This window comes from Bartonella acomydis (assembly GCF_039543025.1).
Lineage (GTDB): Bacteria > Pseudomonadota > Alphaproteobacteria > Rhizobiales > Rhizobiaceae > Bartonella > Bartonella acomydis.
Genome location: NZ_BAABIY010000002.1, coordinates 14,219 through 35,479, shown reverse-complemented (window position 1 = coordinate 35,479; position 21,261 = coordinate 14,219). Strand labels below are relative to the sequence as shown.

Here is a 21,261-nt window from a genome sequence, read left to right as displayed (position 1 = left end):
CAAGCATATTCTGATAAAATATAGAATAAAAACTTATATTTTTTTCTCTTAAAAGTAGAATTTTATCGAATAAAGGCATTCCCCTTTTGTATATTCTACTTTATTTACTGAATAGCTCGATATAGAATAATGAAAAAAGAATTTTTAACTATTTATATAGTACACAAAATCGAGCTGTAAGAAAAAATACTTCTATACAGATACAATTATGAAACTTATTATTATACCTCTTCATAAATTTTCAGACCACAATAACCAAATTTTTGAAGAGGCTTTTCATCTTATCCAAGATAGGAAATATTGAATGTTTTATGAGCTCTAAAACTTATGAATAATTTTCAACGATAGGATAACGAGAAAGAAAATCAATAACACCTTTTTTATAAACCTTATCTCCCACAGCCAGCATATGATCTCGACCAGGAATTGTTAATGCTTCACCACAGGGTAATAAAGCTGCTAATGGTTCTGCTTCACCACTAATTTCATCTAATGAACCAACGGCAACAAGTGCAGGTTGTTTAATTTTGTAAATTTCAGAAGCTGTTAACTCCTGTTTTGACGTGACAATGCAAGCTGCCAAAGCACGTCTATCGCTTTTAGTGTGATTGGCAAATTTGCGAAACATCAAACCACGCGAATTGGTAATGGTAGAAATATCTTCTGCTAAAAGTGCCTCTGCAACAGGTTCCCAATTTCCTGCTCCTGTTACCATACCAATACCTAAACCACCAAAAATAATGCTGTGTACATATGTTGGATATAAAAGGGCCATAAATGCGCTAATGCGGGCTCCCATGGAATATCCCATAACATGTGCTTTAGATAAGCCCAAATGCAGCAATAATCTCATTGCATCCCCAGCCATAGCTTGAGGTGTATAAAAGCAAGAATCATAACTTTTCACTGAATCTCCATGTCCGCGATTATCAAGAGCAATAACACGATATCCAGCTTCCGTAAGGGTACGAAACCAACCCGTCGCACACCAATTCACACGTGCTGAAGATCCAAAACCATGAATCAATAAAACAGGCTCTCCCTGCCCATCTTCTCGATAGGCAAACCGCAAACCATCATATTCAAAAAAACGAATATCTTCTGCTGTCATTTTGTATCACTTTCGCATTTTCCACAAATTGCAGGATGAAGAATACGCTGTCCTTTCTTTATTTTTTTTTCATAAACTTCACCGGCATTAACTTCTATTGCAAAAGCTGCAGGTACTCTCGATGAAATAATATCTGTCGAAAATGGTGATGTCTTTTCGACAATCGATACGATAATTCCCTGATCATTCAAAAAAATCATATCCAAGGGTAAAGGTGTATTTGCCATCCACATAAACATTTTCTGCTCATCTTTTACTTTATTGCTTACCTGATTTCTAAAAAGCATTGCACGATCACGTGGAAAATCAGTACGATACATTAAACCGGCTGCAGCCTGAGATGACGTAAAAGCAACTTCAACCTTGTAAGAGATCATACCTTGCTTTGTTTGTATTTCTAAAGGAACAGGATGAACAGGGATCTCCATGGGTTTCTTTGCTATGGTTACACTTATTTCTAATATAAAAAACAATGCCAAAACAATGATAATCCCTCTTCTAAAAGGCCTTAACATTTTTATTTATCTCCATGACAGACAAATTTTTAGTTTCGTTATATGAAAGATAAAAAAGTTATCTTCTTATTATCTTCAATATAATATTGAACATCTGCTTTATAATAAACAACTTTATAGATAAATATCCGCTTGGATAGGTTACTTTAAACCACTTTCGCTTACAGCCACACAAAACTCTCTCTTTTAAAGAGAAAGAAGCGACAAGACAACAAAAGCGCAATTCAGTGCGTAGCAAACGGAATTCCTATATCCGGATAAATTTCTGCTGTCATCAAGCCCTTTTCGCTCTTACCAAAACGCACAAGAACGACTTGCCCAGAACGAAGCTCTGCTAGACCGAAACGGCGCAATGTTTCCATATGAATAAAAATATCCTCTGTTCCTTGCCCACGACTCAGAAAACCAAAGCCCTTATCGCGATTAAACCATTTAACAATTGCGCGCTCCAAACCACTTTCTGGAGTAACAACGACATGCGTACGGGCCGGAACTTCCGATGGATGAACTGCTGAAGAACAGTCTATAGATTTTACTTGAACACACTTTAAGCCTCGTTCAGTTTTTTCCACAGCACAGATAACTTTAGCACCCTCCAAAGCTGTTTGAAAACCATCCCTACGCATTACCGTAACATGCAACAATATATCGGGAAAATGAGGTAAATCAGGTACAATAAATCCATATCCCTTACTGCCATCAAACCACTTAATGACTCCACTAATTTCAATAATCTCACTACAAGCAGCTACACTATCCTCAGCTAGAGAATAATCTTTTGATGCATCCTTACTTGTCATAATAAAACGTGATCCTGTAGCTCTAAATTTACGATATTGATTCTCTACCTTCAATTAAACATTGCTCTTGCCTCAACGCGCAAGCCCCAAGATAAGATTTCCCCATATTGTCGTACCTCCTCATGTTAATATCAACACGAATATTGACAAAAATATTTGAACCTATACTCCACATATCTTACAATAAGCACTCAACAAATCATATAAAATAGGTTTTTCACACAATGATATTTTCATTAATGTGTAACTTGCATGATGAAGAAGTTCAAGATAAGGTACAAAAATCATAACCAAGTTAAGGAAAGTGCATAATGCAATTGAAGAGAATCCTCATTATGCTCGCTGTTATCATAGCACTTATAGCGAATGTCTATGCGAGTGAACCTATCAAAATTGGTGTTTACCTTCCGTTAAGTGGTCAAAATGCATTTGGAGGTCAGCTTGAAATTAAGGGTATAGAGTTGGCACATAAAAAAATTCCTGAAATATTAGGGCGTAAAGTAGAACTTATTATTATTGATAATAAATCTGATAAAGTAGAAGCTGCGAATGCTGTTATGCGTTTAACTGCCAGTGAAAAAGTACATGGAATCATCGGTAGTTATGGCTCTTCACTCTCGTTGGCTGGTGGAGAAATATCGGAAAAAGCAAAGACTCCAAGTATTGCCACATCCTCAACAAACCCACTTGTTACACAAGGTAAAAAATATTACTTTCGCACTTGCTTTATTGATTCCTATCAAGGTATAGGCATTGCAACTTATGTAAATCAAACTTTACATGCCCAAAAAGCGGCTATTCTTAAAGATATATCAAACGATTATGCAATTGGTCTTGCCAGTTATTTTACGCGTGCTTTCAAAAAATTGGGTGGTGAAGTTATTTCAAATTTAAACTACAATTCCGGAGATCAGGATTTTTCAGCTGTTCTTACACAGATTATAGCACAAAAACCTGATATCTTATTTATTCCATCCTATTTTTCTGAAGGTGCTATCATCATGAAACAAGCACGTGAATTAGGTGCAAAGTTTAAAATCATGGGTGGAGATGCTATGGATAATCCAGAAACTATTACAATTGCAGGAAAAGCTGCAGAAGGTTTTTTACATACAACCCTACCCTACAGTGAAAACATGCCAAATATGTCAACTGCTGCACAGGAATTTACAAATGAGTGGAGAGCCGCCTACCCTGATAAAGAGCCAAATATCAATTCTGTTTTGGGATACACGAGTTATATGATGTTTATGAAAGCTATTGAAAATGCTGGCAGTGCTGATCGTGAAAAAATCACCATGGCACTTAGCCAGTTAAAAGATTTTAAAACACCTTTTGGGGATATGTCTATGGATGAAAATCATAATCCTAAAATGCCTATTGGTATAATTGAAATAAAGGACGGGAAACGTAACTATTTAGATGAGGTAAAACCTGCTTTTTAAAAGTGAACGTTTTATTAATCAAAATACAAGAATTTGTTGAGGATTCTTTTCTCAACTAAATATCGAAGAATTTCTTATTTTATCCTATATAAATGAACAAATGTGGAAGGATGAGAGATGAGCACTGAAATGTTCATCCAGTATTTTTTTAATGCACTGGCATTGGGATCTCTTTATGGGCTTATCGCTATTGGTTACACCATGGTCTATGGTATATTGAGACTCATTAATTTTGCTCACGGTGATATCTTTATGTTGGGGGCATATTTCGTTTTCTTTTCCACCATTAGTTTTATGCCTGCGTGGGCAGCACTTCTTCTTTTGTTACTTGCCATTCTCATTTATTATTGGGTGTTTATAGGATTTAAAAAACGCCCTTCAATTTATTGGATTGCCATTTTTCTAACTCTTGCCTTAGGGGTTATTTATTATTTAAAAATTTCTTCTCAAGATTTTACACCAATTTGGATTTTAGCCCTTTGTTTTGCAATTTTTATCACAAGTGCAGTAGGCATTACTGTTGATCAATTTGCCTATAAACCTTTGCGTCACGCTCCGCGTATCTCAGCACTTATCGGAGCAATAGGCATTTCATTTTTTATTGAAAATCTGGCAACCGTACTCTTTAGTGGTGTTCCAAAAGGTGTAAAACAACCAGATTTTCTTGTAATACCATTCCTATGGCACTTAGGATCAGAAGCAGACAAAATTATTAGAATTGCTCCCATGTCTCTCATTGTTCCTATTGTTTCATTTATTCTTATTATTTTACTGCTGTGGATTATCCATAAAACAAAACCTGGTCTTGCTATGCGTGCAATCTCTCATGATATTGAAACAACACGTTTGATGGGCGTTTCTGTCAATAAAGTCATTGCATTTACATTTGGAATAGGTTCAGCACTTGCTGCTATCGCGGGCATTATGTGGTCTCTGCGTTATCCTCAAATTCATCCTTATATGGGCGTTCTTCCTGGGCTTAAAGCATTTATCGCCGCTGTTATTGGAGGTATTGGTTCAATTCCAGGAGCAATGTTGGGTGGATTATTGCTTGGATTTATTGAAATTATGATTATTGCATTTTTCCCTGCTTTATCTGGATATCGAGATGCCTTCGCTTTTATTTTATTAATTCTGATTTTATTGATAATGCCCACGGGCTTAATGGGTAAAAAAAGTCAGGAGAAAATCTGATGACAAAATCAGCGACAACTTTTTTATCGTGTATCAGTCTTTTAGTTCTTATCAGTTTTTTGTTTTATGCTAATAACCATTTTAATGACTACACGCTTCGTATCATCAATCTTATTGCTATTAATGCGATATTGGCAATTTCGCTCAATTTGATTTACGGTTTTACGGGGATGTTTTCTCTCGGACATGCTGGTTTCATGGCCATTGGTGCTTATGTATGCGCAATTTTACTCCTTTCTCCTGAACAAAAAGAAATGATGTGGATTCTTGATCCTATAGCTGAGCCGTTGCATCATCTGCAGTTGCATTTTTTTCTCGCTGTTATTGTAAGTGGTTTGTGTGCTGCAGTTGTAGGTTTATTAATTGCTCTCCCTATCTTACGTCTTGGCGGTGATTATCTTGGAATTGCAACATTAGGATTTGCAGAAATTATCCGTATTTTTATTACAAATGCGACATCCTTAACAAATGGCTCTTTAGGAATTAAAGGAATTCCTCAAGAGACAACATTATGGTGGAACTATGGTTGGTTAGCATTTACAGTTCTCTTTGTTACTCTTTTACTGCGAAGCAATACTGGTAACGTACTGCGAGCAATTCGTGATGATGAAATCGCCGCAAAAACAATGGGAATTAATGCTTTTTTTTACCGTAGTTTTTCCTTTACTGTCGGTGCATTTTTTGCAGGTGTCGGAGGAGCATTGATGGCTGCTCTTATTTCAACAATCGATCCTAAAATGTTCAACTTTCTACTTACTTTTAATATTTTGATGATTGTTGTTGCCGGTGGCCTTGGCTCAATTACGGGAAGTATTATTGGGAGCATTATTATTACAGTTATGCTTGAATGGCTTCGCATTATTGAAAGTCCATTTGACTTAGGTTTTATGCATATTCCAGAGACACCAGGGCTCCGGATGGTTATCTTTTCTCTTTTATTGCTCGTTATCATCTTATTTTGGAGAAAAGGTTTGTTGGGACAACGTGAATTTTCATGGAATGGAATTTATTACTTTTTAACACGCAAAAAGCTCTTTAATACTGAAGGAAAGCTATGAACGACACTATCCTTTCACTCAATGATATTGTGATGCGTTTTGGCGGTTTAGTTGCTGTTAATAATGTTAATATGGCAATTAAGCGAGGAACAATTACTGGATTAATTGGTCCAAATGGCGCTGGAAAAACAACTGTTTTTAATATGATTTCTGGCTTTTATGCACCTACAAGTGGAACCATTCTTTTTGATGAACATAAGGTTTCTGGAGCTCCTCCTTATATTATCTGTCAACGCCATATTGCTCGAACATTTCAAAATATTCGCCTTTTTTCAGGATTAACAGTCTTACAAAATGTTATGGTGGGAGCACATGTTAGACAAAAGCATCCATGGTTTTCTTCAGCTCTATTTTTTCCAAAAGCAATAAAAGAAAAAAAAGAAATTCATAAAAATTCAATGGAACTTCTTGAAAAACTCCAACTTGATCACCTTGCCAATCAACCAGCAACATCTCTGCCCTATGGTGTGCAACGACGTTTAGAAATTGCGCGCGCGTTAGCTACAAAACCTAAATTACTTCTTCTTGATGAACCGGTTGCTGGTATGAATCCACAGGAGAGTGAAGATCTTAGAAAATTCATAGCAAAAGTTCAAAAAGACTTTGATCTTACAATTCTGCTTATTGAACATGATATGAAAGTTGTTATGGGACTTTGCCAATATATTTTGGTTATGGAGCATGGCTGTTGTATTGCCAATGGCACACCGGATGAAATTCGTAACAACCCTAAAGTTATTGAAGCTTATCTTGGCGGAGATGTTTATGGATATTCTTAAAATTAAAAATCTTCACGTTCATTATGGTGCCATTAAAGCTATCCAAAATCTTTCTATGTCTATAAAAAAAGGCAGTATAGTCACTTTGATAGGTGCCAATGGAGCAGGAAAAAGCAGTATTGTACGCTCTATTACAGGACTGAATCGATCTGTTTATGGAGAAATTACTTATAAAGATGAATCAATTATTAAAAAGTCACCTGAACAAATTTTGCGATTAGGAATTGCTCTTAGTCCTGAAGGCCGACGTATTATGCCCCATTTTACGGTTTTAGAAAATCTCCATCTAGGTGCTTATATCCGTCATGATAAATCAGGGATTGCTCGCGATATCGATTGGATATTTGAGCTTTTCCCGCGTTTGCGTGAAAGAGCAAAACAGTTGGGTGGAACAATGTCAGGCGGTGAGCAACAAATGCTTGCTGTTGGCCGTGCACTCATGAGCAATCCAGATATGATAATACTAGATGAACCCTCTCTAGGGTTAGCGCCACTTCTTGTAAAGGAGCTTTTTTCAATTATCCAAAAAATTAATGATATGGGAAAAACTGTTCTTCTCATTGAACAAAATGCATTTGCAGCGCTTTCCATTGCGCACTACGCTTATATTCTAGAAGTAGGACATGTTTTATTTCATGGTGAAGGCAAAGCTATGCTTTCAGATCCGCGTGTTAAAGAAGCATATCTTGGTGGATAAATACTATCAGTATAAAAGACAATGGGTTTTTCAAAAGCATTTCTCTTAAATATTATAGAGAAATGCTTTTTTATAATTATATCCACCACTTTTCAGGAAAAAATGTTCCAGCTGCTTGTTCTATAACATATGCTATTTGAAAAATAATTTCTTCAGCAAAAGGTTTTCCAATCAACTGTAATCCTAATGGTAAACCATTTGATGAAAGACCAGCAGGAACAGAAATGCTTGGTAAACCAGCCATATTAACTGGTACAGTAAAAATATCATTGAGATACATCGCTACAGCATCATTTTTAATTTTTTCATCAGCAATACCGAAAGCTGCTGTTGGAGTTGCTGGTGTGAGGATAGCATCAACGCCAGAAGCAAAACATTCATCAAAATCACGCTTCACGAGTGTTCGTACTTTCTGTGCTTTAAGATAATAGGCATCATAATAGCCCGATGAAAGCACATAAGTACCAACCAAAATACGTCGTTTAACTTCATCACCAAAACCCGCTGCACGAGTATTTTCATACATTTCAATGACATCTTTTCCTGGTATGCGCAAACCAAAACGCACTCCATCATAACGCGCTAAATTAGAAGACGCTTCTGCAGGAGCGACAATATAATAAGCAGGCAAAGCATATTTTGTATGGGGTAATGAAATATCGCATATTTCAGCACCTGCTTCTTTTAACCAACTCATACCTTTTTGCCAAAGCTCAATAATTTCTGAGGACATTCCTTCCATATGATATTCTTTAGGAATACCAATTCTCATTCCTTTGATTGATTGACCAAGATAATTTTCATAATCTGGAACAGGTAAATTCACGGAAGTAGAATCTTTTTCATCAAAAGAAGCCATTGATTGAAGTAAAATAGCACAATCGCGAACATCACGCCCAATAGGCCCTGCTTGATCAAGTGATGAGGCAAAAGCTATGATCCCCCACCGTGAACAACGTCCATAAGTTGGTTTAATCCCGACCGTCCCAGTGAAGGCTGCAGGCTGGCGTATTGAACCGCCTGTATCTGTTGCTGTTGCACCAGCACAAAGCCCTGCTGCAACAGCGGCAGCAGAACCGCCTGAAGAACCACCCGGTACAAGCTTTTCATGGGAACCTTTTTTTCTCCATGGACTCATAACTGGACCATAATAGGATGTTTCATTGGAAGAGCCCATGGCAAACTCATCCATATTCAGCTTCCCTAACATAATGGCTCCATCTTGCCATAAATTAGCAGTCACTGTTGATTCATAGTGCGGTTTAAAATTATCAAGAATATGGGAACAAGCCTGCGTATGAACACCATATGTTGCAAAAAGATCTTTAATTCCTAATGGAATTCCTTCTAAAATTCCCCCCTGCCCTTTTGCCAAACGGCTCTCTGATTCAACAGCCATTTTTCTTGCTTGTTCTGCTGTTATTTCTACATAAACATTCAAAGTTGGATTAGCCAATTCAATTGCTTTTAAATAAGATTCTGTCAATTCTGTTGCTGTGAATTCTTTTTTTATGAGAGCATTACGGGCTTGTGCAATTGTGAGTATTGTTAAATCGGTCATATTGGTTCTCAAGTTTTTTTTTAATATAAAAATTACTCAACGACTTTTGAGACAAGAAAAAAATTTTCTTCCGTAACGGGTGCATTTGCTACGATATCTGTTGCTTTATTACCATCTGTGACATTATCTTCACGCATTCGTAAAGTCATTGGTATCACGGATGTTAAGGGTTCAACATTTCTGACATCGACTTCATTTAATTGTTCCGCAAAACCTAAAATGACATTGAGTTCTTTTGTCATGCGTTGTACTTCATCGTCATGGACAGCAATACGCGCTAAATGTGCCACCCGCTTGACTGTTTCTTGATCAACAGACATACTGTACCTTTCTGCTTTTTGATATTGACTTATTGGCTATACAAGGCTGCGTTTGCAAGCGCAAGAATATTGATAAGGCAAAGAGAATATAACTATGAACACGAAATACTAAAAAGACTTAAATATCAATCCCATGGTTGTTATTAATATTAATGAAATTATGACACATCTCTTACCTGGGCAAACAATAGCAGGTTTAGATTTTGGCACAAAAACGATTGGAATTGCAATTTCTGATATGGGCTTAACTTTTTCAAATCCGCGCCCTGTACTACAGCGAAAAAAATTTATGGAAGATGCCCATACACTGATAAAAATTTTTGATCGTGAGAATGTAGGAGCAATTATCATTGGCTTACCTCTTAACATGGATGGAAGCAGCGGTCCTCGTGCTCAAGCAATCAAGACTTTTGTAAGTAATATGAAAGCACATACAAAAATTCCTTTTATTTTTTGGGATGAACGCTTATCAACCATTGCCGCAGAACGCTCTCTTTTAGAAATGGACATATCACGCGCTAAAAGAGTAAACCGTATTGATTCGGCTGCTGCTGCTTTCATATTGCAAGGTGCTCTCGACAGAATTCAAAGTCTTCATCATATAGATGGATAAAGAACATTGAGTAAATGCCCCGCATTATATCGCGCAATAAGCATCCCATAAGAAGATCTCCATTGTCCACCAAGGCGGCTTTCCATATAGGCATTTGCCACATGTTCTATATCTATACAACGTAATGATGCAGCTGCAGCTGCATAAGCCACTTGTTCAACAAAAAATCTCCCAGCTCCCTCATTTGCTGAGGCCATTTCAACAGCAGATTTAATGATCTCAATTGCCCGTGGACCTGCTGGCCCAATATCAAGAGCAATTTTTTCTAACAGTTTATGGAATAATCCTGGCGCTTTTTCAGCGATGAGAATTGCATCCTTAACCAATTGATTAGCTGAAATGTTTCTCACAATTCGTGCAGGACTATTACACAACATTTGTGACAATGGATTGTCCTCTATAAAGCTCTCAATTCCAAGCTGTGCAATAATTTCGCCAATAATAGGCACGACTAATTGGCTTACATGATAAGTAATAATAGGAGTCATAATTCTTGCAAAAGCAGCTTCAGAGCGATCATTTGCTGCATTGTCAAAGGCTCGTGCTAAACGTAAAACCAATGCTTGTGCTGCAGCTATATCCAGAGCAATATCTGCAAAAATGCGTTCTGTTAGTGGTGGCAAAGGCTGATCTAGTCTTTTTTGCCGAAAAAAATCTATGCCAAATTGAAGTGCAGCCCGCAAAACACCTGCCGATACAACAGATTGATCAAAACGCATCATCGTTTCTATATCTTTTATGACTTTAGGTCCATCTCCAATATTTCCTAACAGCCAACAATAACTCCCTTGAAAATCAACCACACCTTCTGGCGTTACAAATTCTCCGGAACGTTGCAACAAATGACGAATTTTAATGGAGCCATTTAATGCACCATTTTCTTGTATACGTGGGATTAAAAAGCAACTCAAGTAGCCATCTAATTCAGCACTCACAAGATATCCATCCGCTACAGGATTAATAACATTGGTTTTTACAATATTTAAACGATAAAGATCACGCCCCATTTTTTCATCAAAAGAAATTTTCTTAACACTAGGGAAATTAAAAGCGTATTTTTCTCCTTGTTTAACATCATCAAAAGCACAAGTAAGTGAAGCTGCTTTTTTGCTGTGAATAGGCTTTGAGGATAGATCATATTGGCGTGATAAGAGTACATTTTGCCATTTTCTGAAAAGCTCAATATCACTAATGAAGACTGCAATAGCCGCACTTGTTATAATAACCTCATTTAAATGTCCTGTTTCCAATCCAGCAGATAGAGCTAAGCGAATAGCACGCGCTTGATAGCGTACCCTACTTTCTGAGGTAGAGTTTTCCCAAAGCGAAGTGACCAAACCTACTTGTCTAGAATATTGTTGAAGAGCCTGATAAGAAGAATGTATCTCTAGCTTTTCCGCCTGCTGTCCCCATTCATCATTATAGCGCAAGACTGGTCGATAACGATTCGCTAAACAGGAAAATTCCCATGCTTCATGGCTTGCCACAAAATCTCCTATTTCTTCAAAACTTGCTAATAAAAATTTAGGCAAAGTAGAAGCAATACGAAACATCAGCGTATCACTGAGAAACGCATTTTTTCGACGGGTATTTTGCACAGACACAGCATTCATAAGCTTATTCCATTATTCAAATCATTCACATCATAGACTATTTGTCTTCTTGCAGTTAAAAAACATTTATCATATTCAAACAAATGCTTGTTTAACCTGTTTAAAGAGAGATAAAATAGAATGCTATGACTCAAAATATTTTTTTTCCGCTTTTCCCCCACCAACATCTTTTAGGTATTAAAGATTTGAGTGTACAAGACCTGTCTACATTGCTTGACCGTGCAGATACAAATATTTCTTTTTTAAAAAAAATTGATAAAGTAAAATCGGTCTTATATGGGCGGACTCAAATTAATCTCTTCTTTGAAGCTTCTACGCGAACACAATCTTCTTTTGAATTAGCTGGCAAACGATTGGGAGCCAACGTGGTGAATATGGCTATTGGCAATTCATCTGTAAAAAAAGGAGAAACATTAATTGATACTGCGACAACCCTTAATGCCATGAAACCAGATATACTCGTCGTTCGCCATAGTAGCGCTGGAGCTGCTGCTTTGTTAGCACAAAAAGTTGATTGTTGTGTTATTAACGCAGGCGATGGTGCCCATGAACATCCAACACAGGCTCTCTTAGATGCTCTGACCATTAAAAGAGCAAAAGGTCGGATTGCAGGGTTAACGGTTGCAATTTGTGGTGATATTTTACACTCACGTGTCGCGCGTTCTAATATTCTTAGTCTCAATGCTTTTGGAGCTCGTGTTCGTGTTATTGCTCCTTCTACACTATTACCCAAAGAAATTGCCAATATGAGTGTTGAAGTTTTTAACACAATGAAAAAAGGCCTTCAGAATGTTGATGTTATCATGATGCTGCGCTTACAACATGAACGTATGACGGGTTCCTTTATTCCCTCCATTCGGGAATATTTTCATTATTTTGGCTTACATAAAGAAAATTTAGCTTATGCTAAAGATGATTGCATTATTCTACATCCTGGTCCAATAAACCGTGGCATAGAAATAGCATCTGACATAGCAGATGGGCCACAGAGTATGATTCATACACAAGTAGAAATGGGAATCGCTGTGCGTATGGCTGTTATGGAGGCTTTATTGCATTCACGCCTGCAACCAAGTGGAGAAAAAAGATGATAAAGCCAATTGTCTTTCAAAATGCTCGTATTATTGATCCTTCACGCACAATTGATGAAATTGGCACTGTTATTGTTGAAAATGGACGCATTACAGTGGCTGGAAACGAAGCCTTAAATCAAGGAGCTCCTGAAGGGGCAGAAATTATCAATGCACAAAACAAAGCAATTCTCCCTGGACTTGTTGATGCTCGCGTCTTTGTTGGAGAACCAGGAAATGAAAACAGAGAAACACTTGCCACAGCAAGTCAAGCAGCAGCAGCAGGTGGTATTACTTCTTTCCTTATGATGCCAGACACCAATCCAGTTATTGATAATGTAGCGCTTGTTAAATTCATTACGCGTACAGCAGAGGAAGTATCATTGGTTAATATCTATCCTGTTGCGGCAATAACTCAAGGTTTTAATGGACAAGAAATAACTGAATTTGGCCTGCTAAAAGATGCAGGGGCAATTGCTTTTAGTGAAGGGAAAAAAACACTTCAAAGTTCATCTGTTATGCGTCGAGCAATGACTTATGCGCGCGATTTTGATATTCCATTGATGCATGAAACACAAGATAAAGAACTTACAGGTAAAGGTGTTATGAATGAAGGATTGCTCGCTAGTTGGCTAGGGCTTTGTGGCATTCCTCGCGAAGCAGAAGTCATTCCACTCGAAAGAGATTTACGTTTAGCAGCTTTAACACAAACACGCTATCATGCCGCACAAATATCAACGGCACTCTCTGTTGATGCACTTCGCTTAAGCAAACAGCAGAATACAAAAATTTCAGCTGGTGTATCCATTCACCATTTATCTCTTAACGAAAATGATATTGGTGAATATCGTACTTCTTGCCGCTTCATACCTCCATTGCGTACAGAAGAAGATCGTATAGCACTGATTGAAGCAATAAAAGATGGAACAGTAGATGTTGTTGTCTCTTCTCATGACCCTCAACAAGCTGATACAAAACACTTACCATTTGATGAAGCTTCTTCAGGTGCCATTGGTATGGAAACTCTGTTAAGTGCAGCTTTACGCCTTTATCATGATGAAACTATACCTCTTTTACGATTAGTCGAACTTTTATCAACGGCACCTGCAAAACTCTTTGGTCTGAATGCAGGAACATTGAAAAAAGGTGCTCATGCTGATCTTATTTTGGTTGATCTTGAAGAGCCATGGGTGGTTTCTACAGAGAGATTGTATTCGCGTTCGAAAAATACACCTTTTGAGAATGCACGCTTCCAAGGACGCATTCTCCAAACCTTTATTAAGGGACAATCAATTTTTAAACTTCATGAGATTGTTGATGAATAAAATAGAAACGTTTTTTCAGTTTACTCCATGGTTTATCTTTCTGATATCCTATCTCATTGGTTCTATTCCCTTTGGTCTTATTTTTACACGATTGGCCAAACTTGGCGATGTGAGAAAAATCGGTTCTGGAAATATTGGAGCTACAAATGTTCTACGAACAGGAAATAAAAAAGTTGCTGCCCTCACACTTTTTTGCGATATGTTGAAAGGGACGGTTGTTGTTCTTGTTATAAAGTTTTTAAGTGGACCGATAGAAAATAGTACTATTATTTCTTTGGCTGGTTTTTTTGTCTTCTTGGGACATCTTTTTCCCATATGGTTGCAATTTAAAGGTGGGAAAGGCGTTGCTACCTATCTTGGTGTTTGTTTAGGAGTCTATTGGCCAGCAGCAATTGTTTTCATTGTTGTGTGGACAGGAATTTTTTTCCTCACCCGTTATTCTTCATTATCTGCACTTATCACGGTTGTGATAACTCCAATATTTGTTTTTTATCTTTCTGATCCCCATTTCTATTGTATGCTGATGGTAATGAGCATTTTTGTATATATAAAACATTATGCAAACATCGCTAGATTGTTAACTGGAAAAGAAAGCAAGATTGGTACGAAAAACGGGGATGAATAAAGGAATTCTACTCACTGATCGTCAACGTTTAAATTGGTTGCGGTTGTTACGCAGTGAAAATATCGGAGCAGTAAGTTTTCGTAATCTTATTGATCATTATAAAACAGCAGAAAATGCTCTCGCAGCACTACCTAAGCTTAGTAGAAAAGGTGGATTTTCTACATCTATTCGCATAACAACAATAGAAGATGCTGAAAAAGAAATGGAAGCAGCTGAAAAATTAGGTATTCGGTTTATCGGTGTAGGAGAACCAGATTATCCAGCCCTTCTTAAAGTAATGGAAGCATCACCGCCTCTTATTGCCATAAAAGGCAATGTTTCAGTTTTTCATAAACCTTCTGTTGGGATTGTAGGCTCTCGAAATGCTTCAGCGGCGGGCAAAAAACTCGCGGCTCAATTTGCTCATTTTCTTGGAAAAGCTAACTTTACAACAATTTCTGGACTTGCTCGTGGAATTGACAGCATTGTGCATCAAGCAAGCCTATTAACAGGTACAGTTGCTGTGATGGCTGGCGGGATTGATCATATCTATCCTCCTGAAAATAAAAAGCTACACGAGGATATTGTTGCTAATGGTGGAGCAATTATTAGTGAAATGCCAATTACTTGGAAACCACGCGCTATCGATTTCCCTAGAAGAAATCGTATTATTGCAGGTCTCTCACTTGGCCTGTTAGTTGTAGAGGCGGCACTGCGATCAGGATCCTTAATTACCGCACGTCAAGCTGCGGAAATGGGACGATTGACCTTCGCTATTCCTGGCTCTCCACTTGATCCAAGATCTGTTGGTACAAATAATCTCATCAAGGATGGGGCTCAACTCACCACCCATCCTTCTGATATCATAGAAACGCTTACACCATTAACATCATCATCTCAAAATTCTCAACTCAATTTTTTTGAGGAAGAAGAAGCAGTCTCCCTACAATTTGAAAAAAACAAATTTTATGAATCTGATGAAAAAGAAAACAATCCCTCTTTTCTTGGAAACGATGCAGAACGCGCAGCTATTCTTTCCGCCCTTTCAACAACACCAATTGACTTAGACACACTGAGCACCCACTCAGGTGTCTCACTCCAAAACCTTTACCTGTTACTGGTAGAGCTTGAGCTTGCTGGAAAGCTTATTCGACACTCTGGCGGTTATGTGTCATTGTCGAATTTTGATCTTCCCCAAGAGTCTCAGCACTATTAATAATGCTTTGCCCTTCTTTGGCTACCATATCCAAAAGCAGTGCTAAAAGTGGGCTGTGTGCTTGACGCGCCATTTGATTCATTTGTTTTGACATATCTGTAATATATTGGATAACTTTTAAATGATTTATAAACATAATCCTCTATCCTTGAGCATTTCCCCTCCTACTTCTCAACAGATGTTATCTTAGTATTCTGCCGTATATTTTTGTATTAACAGTGGAAAAATAAATCGTGCAATTCCATATAGAGTGTATTTTAATAATAACAATTACAAGTTGTACAATATTAATGTTTTTTATATGACAAATGTTTTTTTATGTGCTCTTTATCAATTGCCATTGGCTATTCATATGAAACGCAGCTATAAAAAGCTTTTATTTCAACATTCAGGTAAAATTATGAATATTGTTATCGTTGAATCTCCAGCAAAAGCAAAAACAATTAATAAATATCTCGGATCTCAATACAAAGTGGTCGCGTCATTTGGACATGTTCGTGATTTGTCTGCAAAAGATGGTTCTGTTCTGCCTGATCAAGATTTTTCTATGAAATGGGATATAAATTCTGCTGCTGCTAAACGTTTAAATGAAATAGCGAAAGCCGTTAAAGAAGCCGATAGTTTGATCTTAGCAACTGACCCTGATAGAGAAGGAGAAGCTATTTCATGGCATATCCTGGATATTCTTCGTCAAAAAAAAGTTTTAAAAGATAAACCTGTTAAACGGGTAGTATTTAATGCCATCACCAAAAAATCTGTACTTGATGCCATGAACAAGCCACGTGATATTGATACATCACTTGTAGATGCCTATCTTGCACGTCGCGCTCTTGATTATCTTGTTGGTTTTACACTCTCACCTGTTTTGTGGCGTAAACTCCCCGGTGCACGGTCTGCTGGTCGCGTTCAATCTGTTGCTTTGCGTATTATTTGTGATCGTGAATCAGAAATAGAACATTTTATCAAGGAAGATTATTGGTCTGTGACAACAGAATTAAAAACCATCCGCAATGATAGCTTCCAAGCAAGATTAACAATGTTTAATCAAAGGAAAATTAGCAAACTTGATATTCAATCTCAAGAAGAAGCAGATCAAATTCGTCTTATGTTGGAGGAAGCAAAATATCACACAATCAGTGTTGAAGCAAAGCCCACAAAAAGAAATCCTTCTCCTCCATTTACAACATCCACTTTACAGCAAGCTGCTTCTTCAAAATTAGGATTTTCAGCTTCTCGTACTATGCAAATTGCTCAAAAGCTTTATGAAGGCGTTGAAATTAATGGTGAGATGGCAGGGCTTATTACCTATATGCGTACCGATGGAGTACAAATAGCGGCTGAAGCTGTTGATTTAGCACGAAAAGTCATTCATGAATCTTTTGGTAGTGATTATATTCCAGAAAAACCACGTTTTTATTCGACAAAAGCAAAGAATGCACAAGAAGCACACGAGGCTATCCGTCCCACAGATTTTCAACGCACTCCCAATCAAGTGCAAAATTTTCTCGACAGCGATCAGGCAAAGCTCTATGAGCTGATATGGAAACGCGCTATTGCCAGCCAAATGTGTTCTGCTGAAATTGAACGTACAATCATTGAAATCGAAGCACAGCAAGGAGAAAATCGTGCAAATTTACGTGCAACAGGTTCTGTTATTCGTTTTGATGGCTTTATTTCTGTCTATACTGATCAAAGAGAAGAGGAAAACAGTGAGGAAAATGAAACAACACGTTTGCCACAAATAAATGCTGGTGAAGTGCTTAAAAAAGAAAAAGTTGAATCTATACAACATACCACAGAGCCACCTCCTCGTTATTCTGAAGCTTCCTTAATTAAAAAGCTTGAAGAGTTAGGAATCGGTCGTCCTTCAACTTATGCGTCGACTTTGGCGACACTTTGTGATCGTGGATATATTATCATTGATAAAAAAAAGCTTATTCCTGATGCTAAAGGACGTATCGTTACAGCTTTTCTTGAAAATTTTTTTAATCGTTATGTAGAATATGGTTTTACAGCAGATCTTGAAGAAAAATTGGATCTTATATCGGATGGAAAACTTTCTTGGAAAGATGTCATGCGTGATTTTTGGGATGGATTTAATGCGTCTATTACCAATATCAAAGAACTTCGTATAACCAATGTCCTTGATGTTTTAAACGTAACATTAGCGCCTCTCGCCTTTCCTATCCGTGAAGATGGAAGTGATGTTCGATCCTGTCCACTTTGTACAAATGGCGAATTATCCTTAAAGCTAGGTCGTTATGGTGCCTTTGTTGGCTGCTCCAATTATCCTGAATGCAAATATACGCGCCAACTTGGGACAGACACTGGAGAAGAAAAGGAAATCATATATAATGATGAGCCTGTTATACTTGGTATGGATCCTAAAACAGGAAAAGATATTTCTCTTCGTAATGGTCGTTTTGGTCCTTATATTCAACTTGGTGAAAACAAAGAAATCAAGCGTGCCGGACTCCCCAAAGAATGGCAAACAGAAAATATCACTCTTGATAAAGCCTTGGCTTTACTATCCCTGCCCCGTGAAATTGGCACGCATCCTGAAACAGGAAAAATGATTACAGCAACCATCGGACGCTATGGCCCCTACCTTACACATGATGGTAAGTCTGCTCCTCTTCTTCATGTGGATGAAGTTTTTGATATTGGTATCAATCGTGCTGTTACAGTATTGGCTGAAAAAAAAGAAAACAAAACAACGCGAGGTAGATCAGCCTCTGCAGCACTGGCAACATTAGGAGAGCACCCTGATGGAGGAACTGTCACTGTACGCAATGGACGTTACGGTCCGTATGTTAATTGGAACAAAATTAATGTAACATTGCCAAAAGATAAAGAACCAATTAGTGTGACGCTTTCAGAAGCGTTAGAACTGATCGCAACGAAAACATCTGTGAAAAAAGTAGCTGCTAAAGCTTCCGTTAAAAAAGTAACCATCAAACGAGTTCCTTCCAAAAGAAAAGAGACATAAATTTTGGCTAAAGGCGAAAAAAAAACGAAATATTTTCAATCATTCAATATGGAACGCTTACCTAACAAAGCAGAAATTCTTTCCTTTATGAATGAAAATCCTGACCAATCAAATAAACGAGAAATCATCAAAGCTTTTAACTTAAAAGGTGATTCTCATATTTGGTTAAGGGGTATATTACGTGAGTTGAAGGATGAAAAACTCATATCAAAACAGCGAAAAAAAGCAATAAACAAAGGAAAATTACCACCCGTTGCTTTGGCAAAAATTAGTGGACGCGATGAAGACGGTAGTTTGATTGCACAACCTCTTAAATGGGAAGATGGTCAAAAACCAAATATTGAAATACATTCTTTTCATCGCCTAAAAAGAGAAAGTATTGGTGTTGGAGATCATGTTCTTGTAAAAATTTTTCGAAATAAAGTGTCTCAAAGCTCTCCTTATACAGGGCAGATTATCCGTAAAATTGATGTAACCCCAAAGAGTATATTTGGTGTTGTACGAAAATTAAAAAATAACCAGTGGCACCTTGATCCTATAGAGCGCAAAACGAAAGAATTCATTATTGATATTTCTGAAACAGCTTCAAAAATGAAGATAAAAACAGGTGATCTTGTTGAAGTTGAAATTAAAAAAAATACAGGTTATGGACTAAAAAGTGCACAAATAAAAAATATTTTAGGACATATTGAGAGTGAAAAAACACTCTCAATGATTGCTCTTCTTTCAAAAGGAATTCCTTATATTTTTTCTGGAGATGTTCTTGAGCAAGTAAAACATATCAAACCTGCCAACAGAGAAAATCGTGAAGATTGGCGGCAATTGCCGTTTGTTACAATTGATCCACTAGATGCAAAAGACCATGATGATGCTGTTTATGCAAGAAGAGATGAAGATCCTGCAAATCCTTGTGGTTGGATTATCGTGGTCGCAATTGCAGATGTTTCTTACTATGTTAAAACAGGAAGTGCTTTAGATAAGGAAGCATTAAAACGAGGCAATTCTGTTTATTTTCCTGATCGTGTTGTACCTATGCTACCAGAACGCCTTTCTAATGACTTATGTTCTCTGCGTGAAGGAAAAGAAAGACCAGCTTTAGCCGTTCGTATGATTTTTGATGCAAACGGAAACAAACAAAAACATAGTTTTCATCGTGTTATGGTGCGTGTAAGAGCTAAGCTTTCCTATCAGGAAATGCAACTAGCAATTGAGGGAAATATAAATAAAAAGACTGCACCCTTTTTCGAAAGTGTTTTGCAACCATTATGGAAAGCATATCAATGCCTTAACATTGCGCGGAAATGTCGACAACCACTAGAATTAGAAATAGCAGAAAAAAAGATTATACTTGATCAAAATGGACATATCAAAGATGTTGTGAATGAACCACACCTAGACGCTCATCGTTTGATTGAAGAGTTCATGATACAAGCTAATATTGCAGCTTCTGAAACATTAAAAGAGCATCATCAACCTCTCATTTATCGTATCCACGATAAACCTTCTCTTGCCAAACAAGAAATACTGCGCAATTTTCTGCAAAGTTTGGGGATATCACTCTCTCGAGGTGTAGAGCTTACATCTGCACGCCTTAATAGTATTTTAGCAAAAGTCATAAATACCCAACAACAAGAATTGGTCAATCAAGTTGTTTTGCGCGTACAATCTCAAGCAGAATATAATCCCCAAAACATTGGTCATTTTGGTTTAAATTTACGTAACTATACACATTTTACATCACCAATCCGTCGTTATGCTGATCTTATTATTCATCGCGCACTCATTAAAGCTCTAAAACTAGGAAAAGATAAATTAACACAGACACAAGAACAAAATCTTTCTGAGATTGCTACAGAAATTTCCTTATATGAACGCCGTGCAATGATAGCTGAAAGAGAAACTATTGATCGGCTTGTCGCACATTATTTAACCAATAAAATCGGCCGTACTTTTACAGGTCGTGTTTCTGGAGTCACTAAAGCAGGACTTTTTATCTCACTTGACACATTGAATACAGATGGTTTTGTGCACATTTCTACACTTAAAAATGATTATTATTATTTCGATGAAATACAACATACTCTTGTGGGAAAACATAGCCATAAAGGCTATCAACTAAGTGATATCGTAGAGGTAAAACTTATAACTGTACAACCTTTTGCTGGTGCTTTATGCTTTGAGCTCTTAACAGAACCTCGACCAATAGCCTTTTCATCGAAATCCTACCATAAAAGCAAATTTATAACAAAAAAACAAAAAACATGCTTTTTATAAAAGAAAGAATCTTCATTAAAAATATTATTATAATTTTATTTTAAAAGGCTCTAAAAACGTATAAAATAAATTTTAGA

Annotated in this window: 18 protein-coding genes and 1 pseudogene; 12 read left to right on the top strand and 7 right to left on the bottom strand. The window is 37.2% G+C overall.

The features are described 5' to 3' along the window. Nucleotides 1-325: 325 nt before the first annotated feature. The 3 genes from ABD909_RS00630 to ABD909_RS00620 form a co-directional block, all read right to left on the bottom strand. On the bottom strand, nucleotides 326-1,111 hold the full coding sequence (locus ABD909_RS00630) for an alpha/beta fold hydrolase (RefSeq protein ID WP_345096012.1): 786 nt from the start codon (nucleotides 1,109-1,111) through the stop codon (nucleotides 326-328). Then, the gene (locus tag ABD909_RS00625; RefSeq protein ID WP_345096011.1) at nucleotides 1,108-1,626 is read right to left on the bottom strand and encodes a DUF192 domain-containing protein; all 519 of its coding nucleotides are present in this window, start codon (nucleotides 1,624-1,626) and stop codon (nucleotides 1,108-1,110) included. Before ABD909_RS00625 ends, ABD909_RS00630 begins: the two co-directional genes overlap by 4 nt. 224 nt (nucleotides 1,627-1,850) lie before the next feature. Beyond that, nucleotides 1,851-2,426 (bottom strand): cold-shock protein, encoded by a 576-nt coding sequence (locus ABD909_RS00620; protein WP_345096082.1) that lies wholly within the window; start codon nucleotides 2,424-2,426, stop codon nucleotides 1,851-1,853. 311 nt (nucleotides 2,427-2,737) lie between these two features. Here ABD909_RS00620 and ABD909_RS00615 point away from each other — a divergent pair, with 311 nt between their 5' ends. From ABD909_RS00615 to ABD909_RS00595, 5 genes are all read left to right on the top strand, one after another. Continuing rightward, on the top strand, nucleotides 2,738-3,871 hold the full coding sequence (locus tag ABD909_RS00615; RefSeq protein ID WP_345096010.1) for an ABC transporter substrate-binding protein: 1,134 nt from the start codon (nucleotides 2,738-2,740) through the stop codon (nucleotides 3,869-3,871). Between the two features lie 117 nt (nucleotides 3,872-3,988). Continuing rightward, the gene (locus ABD909_RS00610) at nucleotides 3,989-5,065 is read left to right on the top strand and encodes a branched-chain amino acid ABC transporter permease (protein WP_345096009.1); all 1,077 of its coding nucleotides are present in this window, start codon (nucleotides 3,989-3,991) and stop codon (nucleotides 5,063-5,065) included. Further along, nucleotides 5,065-6,123, top strand: coding sequence for a branched-chain amino acid ABC transporter permease (locus ABD909_RS00605; RefSeq protein ID WP_345096008.1), 1,059 nt, complete (start codon nucleotides 5,065-5,067; stop codon nucleotides 6,121-6,123). The genes ABD909_RS00610 and ABD909_RS00605 overlap by 1 nt, the downstream gene beginning before the upstream one ends. After that, nucleotides 6,120-6,902, top strand: coding sequence for an ABC transporter ATP-binding protein (locus tag ABD909_RS00600; RefSeq protein ID WP_345096006.1), 783 nt, complete (start codon nucleotides 6,120-6,122; stop codon nucleotides 6,900-6,902). The genes ABD909_RS00605 and ABD909_RS00600 overlap by 4 nt, the downstream gene beginning before the upstream one ends. Then, nucleotides 6,889-7,599 (top strand): ABC transporter ATP-binding protein, encoded by a 711-nt coding sequence (locus tag ABD909_RS00595; RefSeq protein ID WP_345096005.1) that lies wholly within the window; start codon nucleotides 6,889-6,891, stop codon nucleotides 7,597-7,599. The genes ABD909_RS00600 and ABD909_RS00595 overlap by 14 nt, the downstream gene beginning before the upstream one ends. Before the next feature lie 76 nt (nucleotides 7,600-7,675). Here the strand turns inward: ABD909_RS00595 and gatA are convergent, their stop codons facing one another. Both gatA and gatC read right to left on the bottom strand, forming a co-directional pair. Beyond that, a complete protein-coding gene (gene gatA, locus ABD909_RS00590; protein ID WP_345096004.1) occupies nucleotides 7,676-9,160 on the bottom strand; it encodes an Asp-tRNA(Asn)/Glu-tRNA(Gln) amidotransferase subunit GatA in 1,485 nt (494 codons plus the stop codon). A 32-nt stretch (nucleotides 9,161-9,192) separates the two neighbouring features. Beyond that, a complete protein-coding gene (gatC, locus tag ABD909_RS00585) occupies nucleotides 9,193-9,480 on the bottom strand; it encodes an Asp-tRNA(Asn)/Glu-tRNA(Gln) amidotransferase subunit GatC (protein WP_345096003.1) in 288 nt (95 codons plus the stop codon). Nucleotides 9,481-9,613: 133 nt separating this feature from the next. Here gatC and ruvX point away from each other — a divergent pair, with 133 nt between their 5' ends. Further along, complete coding sequence (gene ruvX, locus ABD909_RS00580) at nucleotides 9,614-10,093, top strand: Holliday junction resolvase RuvX (protein ID WP_345096002.1); 480 nt, start codon at nucleotides 9,614-9,616, stop codon at nucleotides 10,091-10,093. Here the strand turns inward: ruvX and ABD909_RS00575 are convergent. Further along, complete coding sequence (locus ABD909_RS00575) at nucleotides 10,078-11,706, bottom strand: acyl-CoA dehydrogenase family protein (protein ID WP_345096001.1); 1,629 nt, start codon at nucleotides 11,704-11,706, stop codon at nucleotides 10,078-10,080. The two genes, ruvX and ABD909_RS00575, sit on opposite strands and share 16 nt — an antisense overlap. Before the next feature lie 125 nt (nucleotides 11,707-11,831). Here ABD909_RS00575 and ABD909_RS00570 point away from each other — a divergent pair, with 125 nt between their 5' ends. From ABD909_RS00570 to dprA, 4 genes are read left to right on the top strand one after another with little or no spacing between them, the layout of a single operon-like run. Then, on the top strand, nucleotides 11,832-12,797 hold the full coding sequence (locus ABD909_RS00570; RefSeq protein ID WP_345096000.1) for an aspartate carbamoyltransferase catalytic subunit: 966 nt from the start codon (nucleotides 11,832-11,834) through the stop codon (nucleotides 12,795-12,797). Then, nucleotides 12,794-14,101, top strand: a complete 1,308-nt coding sequence (locus ABD909_RS00565; protein ID WP_345095998.1) for a dihydroorotase — start codon at nucleotides 12,794-12,796, stop codon at nucleotides 14,099-14,101. Before ABD909_RS00570 ends, ABD909_RS00565 begins: the two co-directional genes overlap by 4 nt. Beyond that, nucleotides 14,094-14,726, top strand: a complete 633-nt coding sequence (gene plsY / locus ABD909_RS00560; RefSeq protein ID WP_345095997.1) for a glycerol-3-phosphate 1-O-acyltransferase PlsY — start codon at nucleotides 14,094-14,096, stop codon at nucleotides 14,724-14,726. The genes ABD909_RS00565 and plsY overlap by 8 nt, the downstream gene beginning before the upstream one ends. Continuing rightward, nucleotides 14,701-15,921, top strand: coding sequence for a DNA-processing protein DprA (dprA, locus tag ABD909_RS00555; protein WP_486303674.1), 1,221 nt, complete (start codon nucleotides 14,701-14,703; stop codon nucleotides 15,919-15,921). Before plsY ends, dprA begins: the two co-directional genes overlap by 26 nt. Here the strand turns inward: dprA and ABD909_RS00550 are convergent. Then, nucleotides 15,851-16,057 (bottom strand): hypothetical protein, encoded by a 207-nt coding sequence (locus ABD909_RS00550; RefSeq protein WP_345095996.1) that lies wholly within the window; start codon nucleotides 16,055-16,057, stop codon nucleotides 15,851-15,853. The genes dprA and ABD909_RS00550 overlap by 71 nt on opposite strands. A 264-nt stretch (nucleotides 16,058-16,321) precedes the next feature. Between ABD909_RS00550 and topA the strand changes: the two genes are divergently transcribed. After that, nucleotides 16,322-18,910 (top strand): type I DNA topoisomerase, encoded by a 2,589-nt coding sequence (topA, locus tag ABD909_RS00545; RefSeq protein WP_345096080.1) that lies wholly within the window; start codon nucleotides 16,322-16,324, stop codon nucleotides 18,908-18,910. Between the two features lie 3 nt (nucleotides 18,911-18,913). After that, a pseudogene (rnr, locus tag ABD909_RS00540) lies at nucleotides 18,914-21,203 on the top strand (ribonuclease R). The last annotated feature ends 58 nt before the right edge of the window (nucleotides 21,204-21,261 follow it).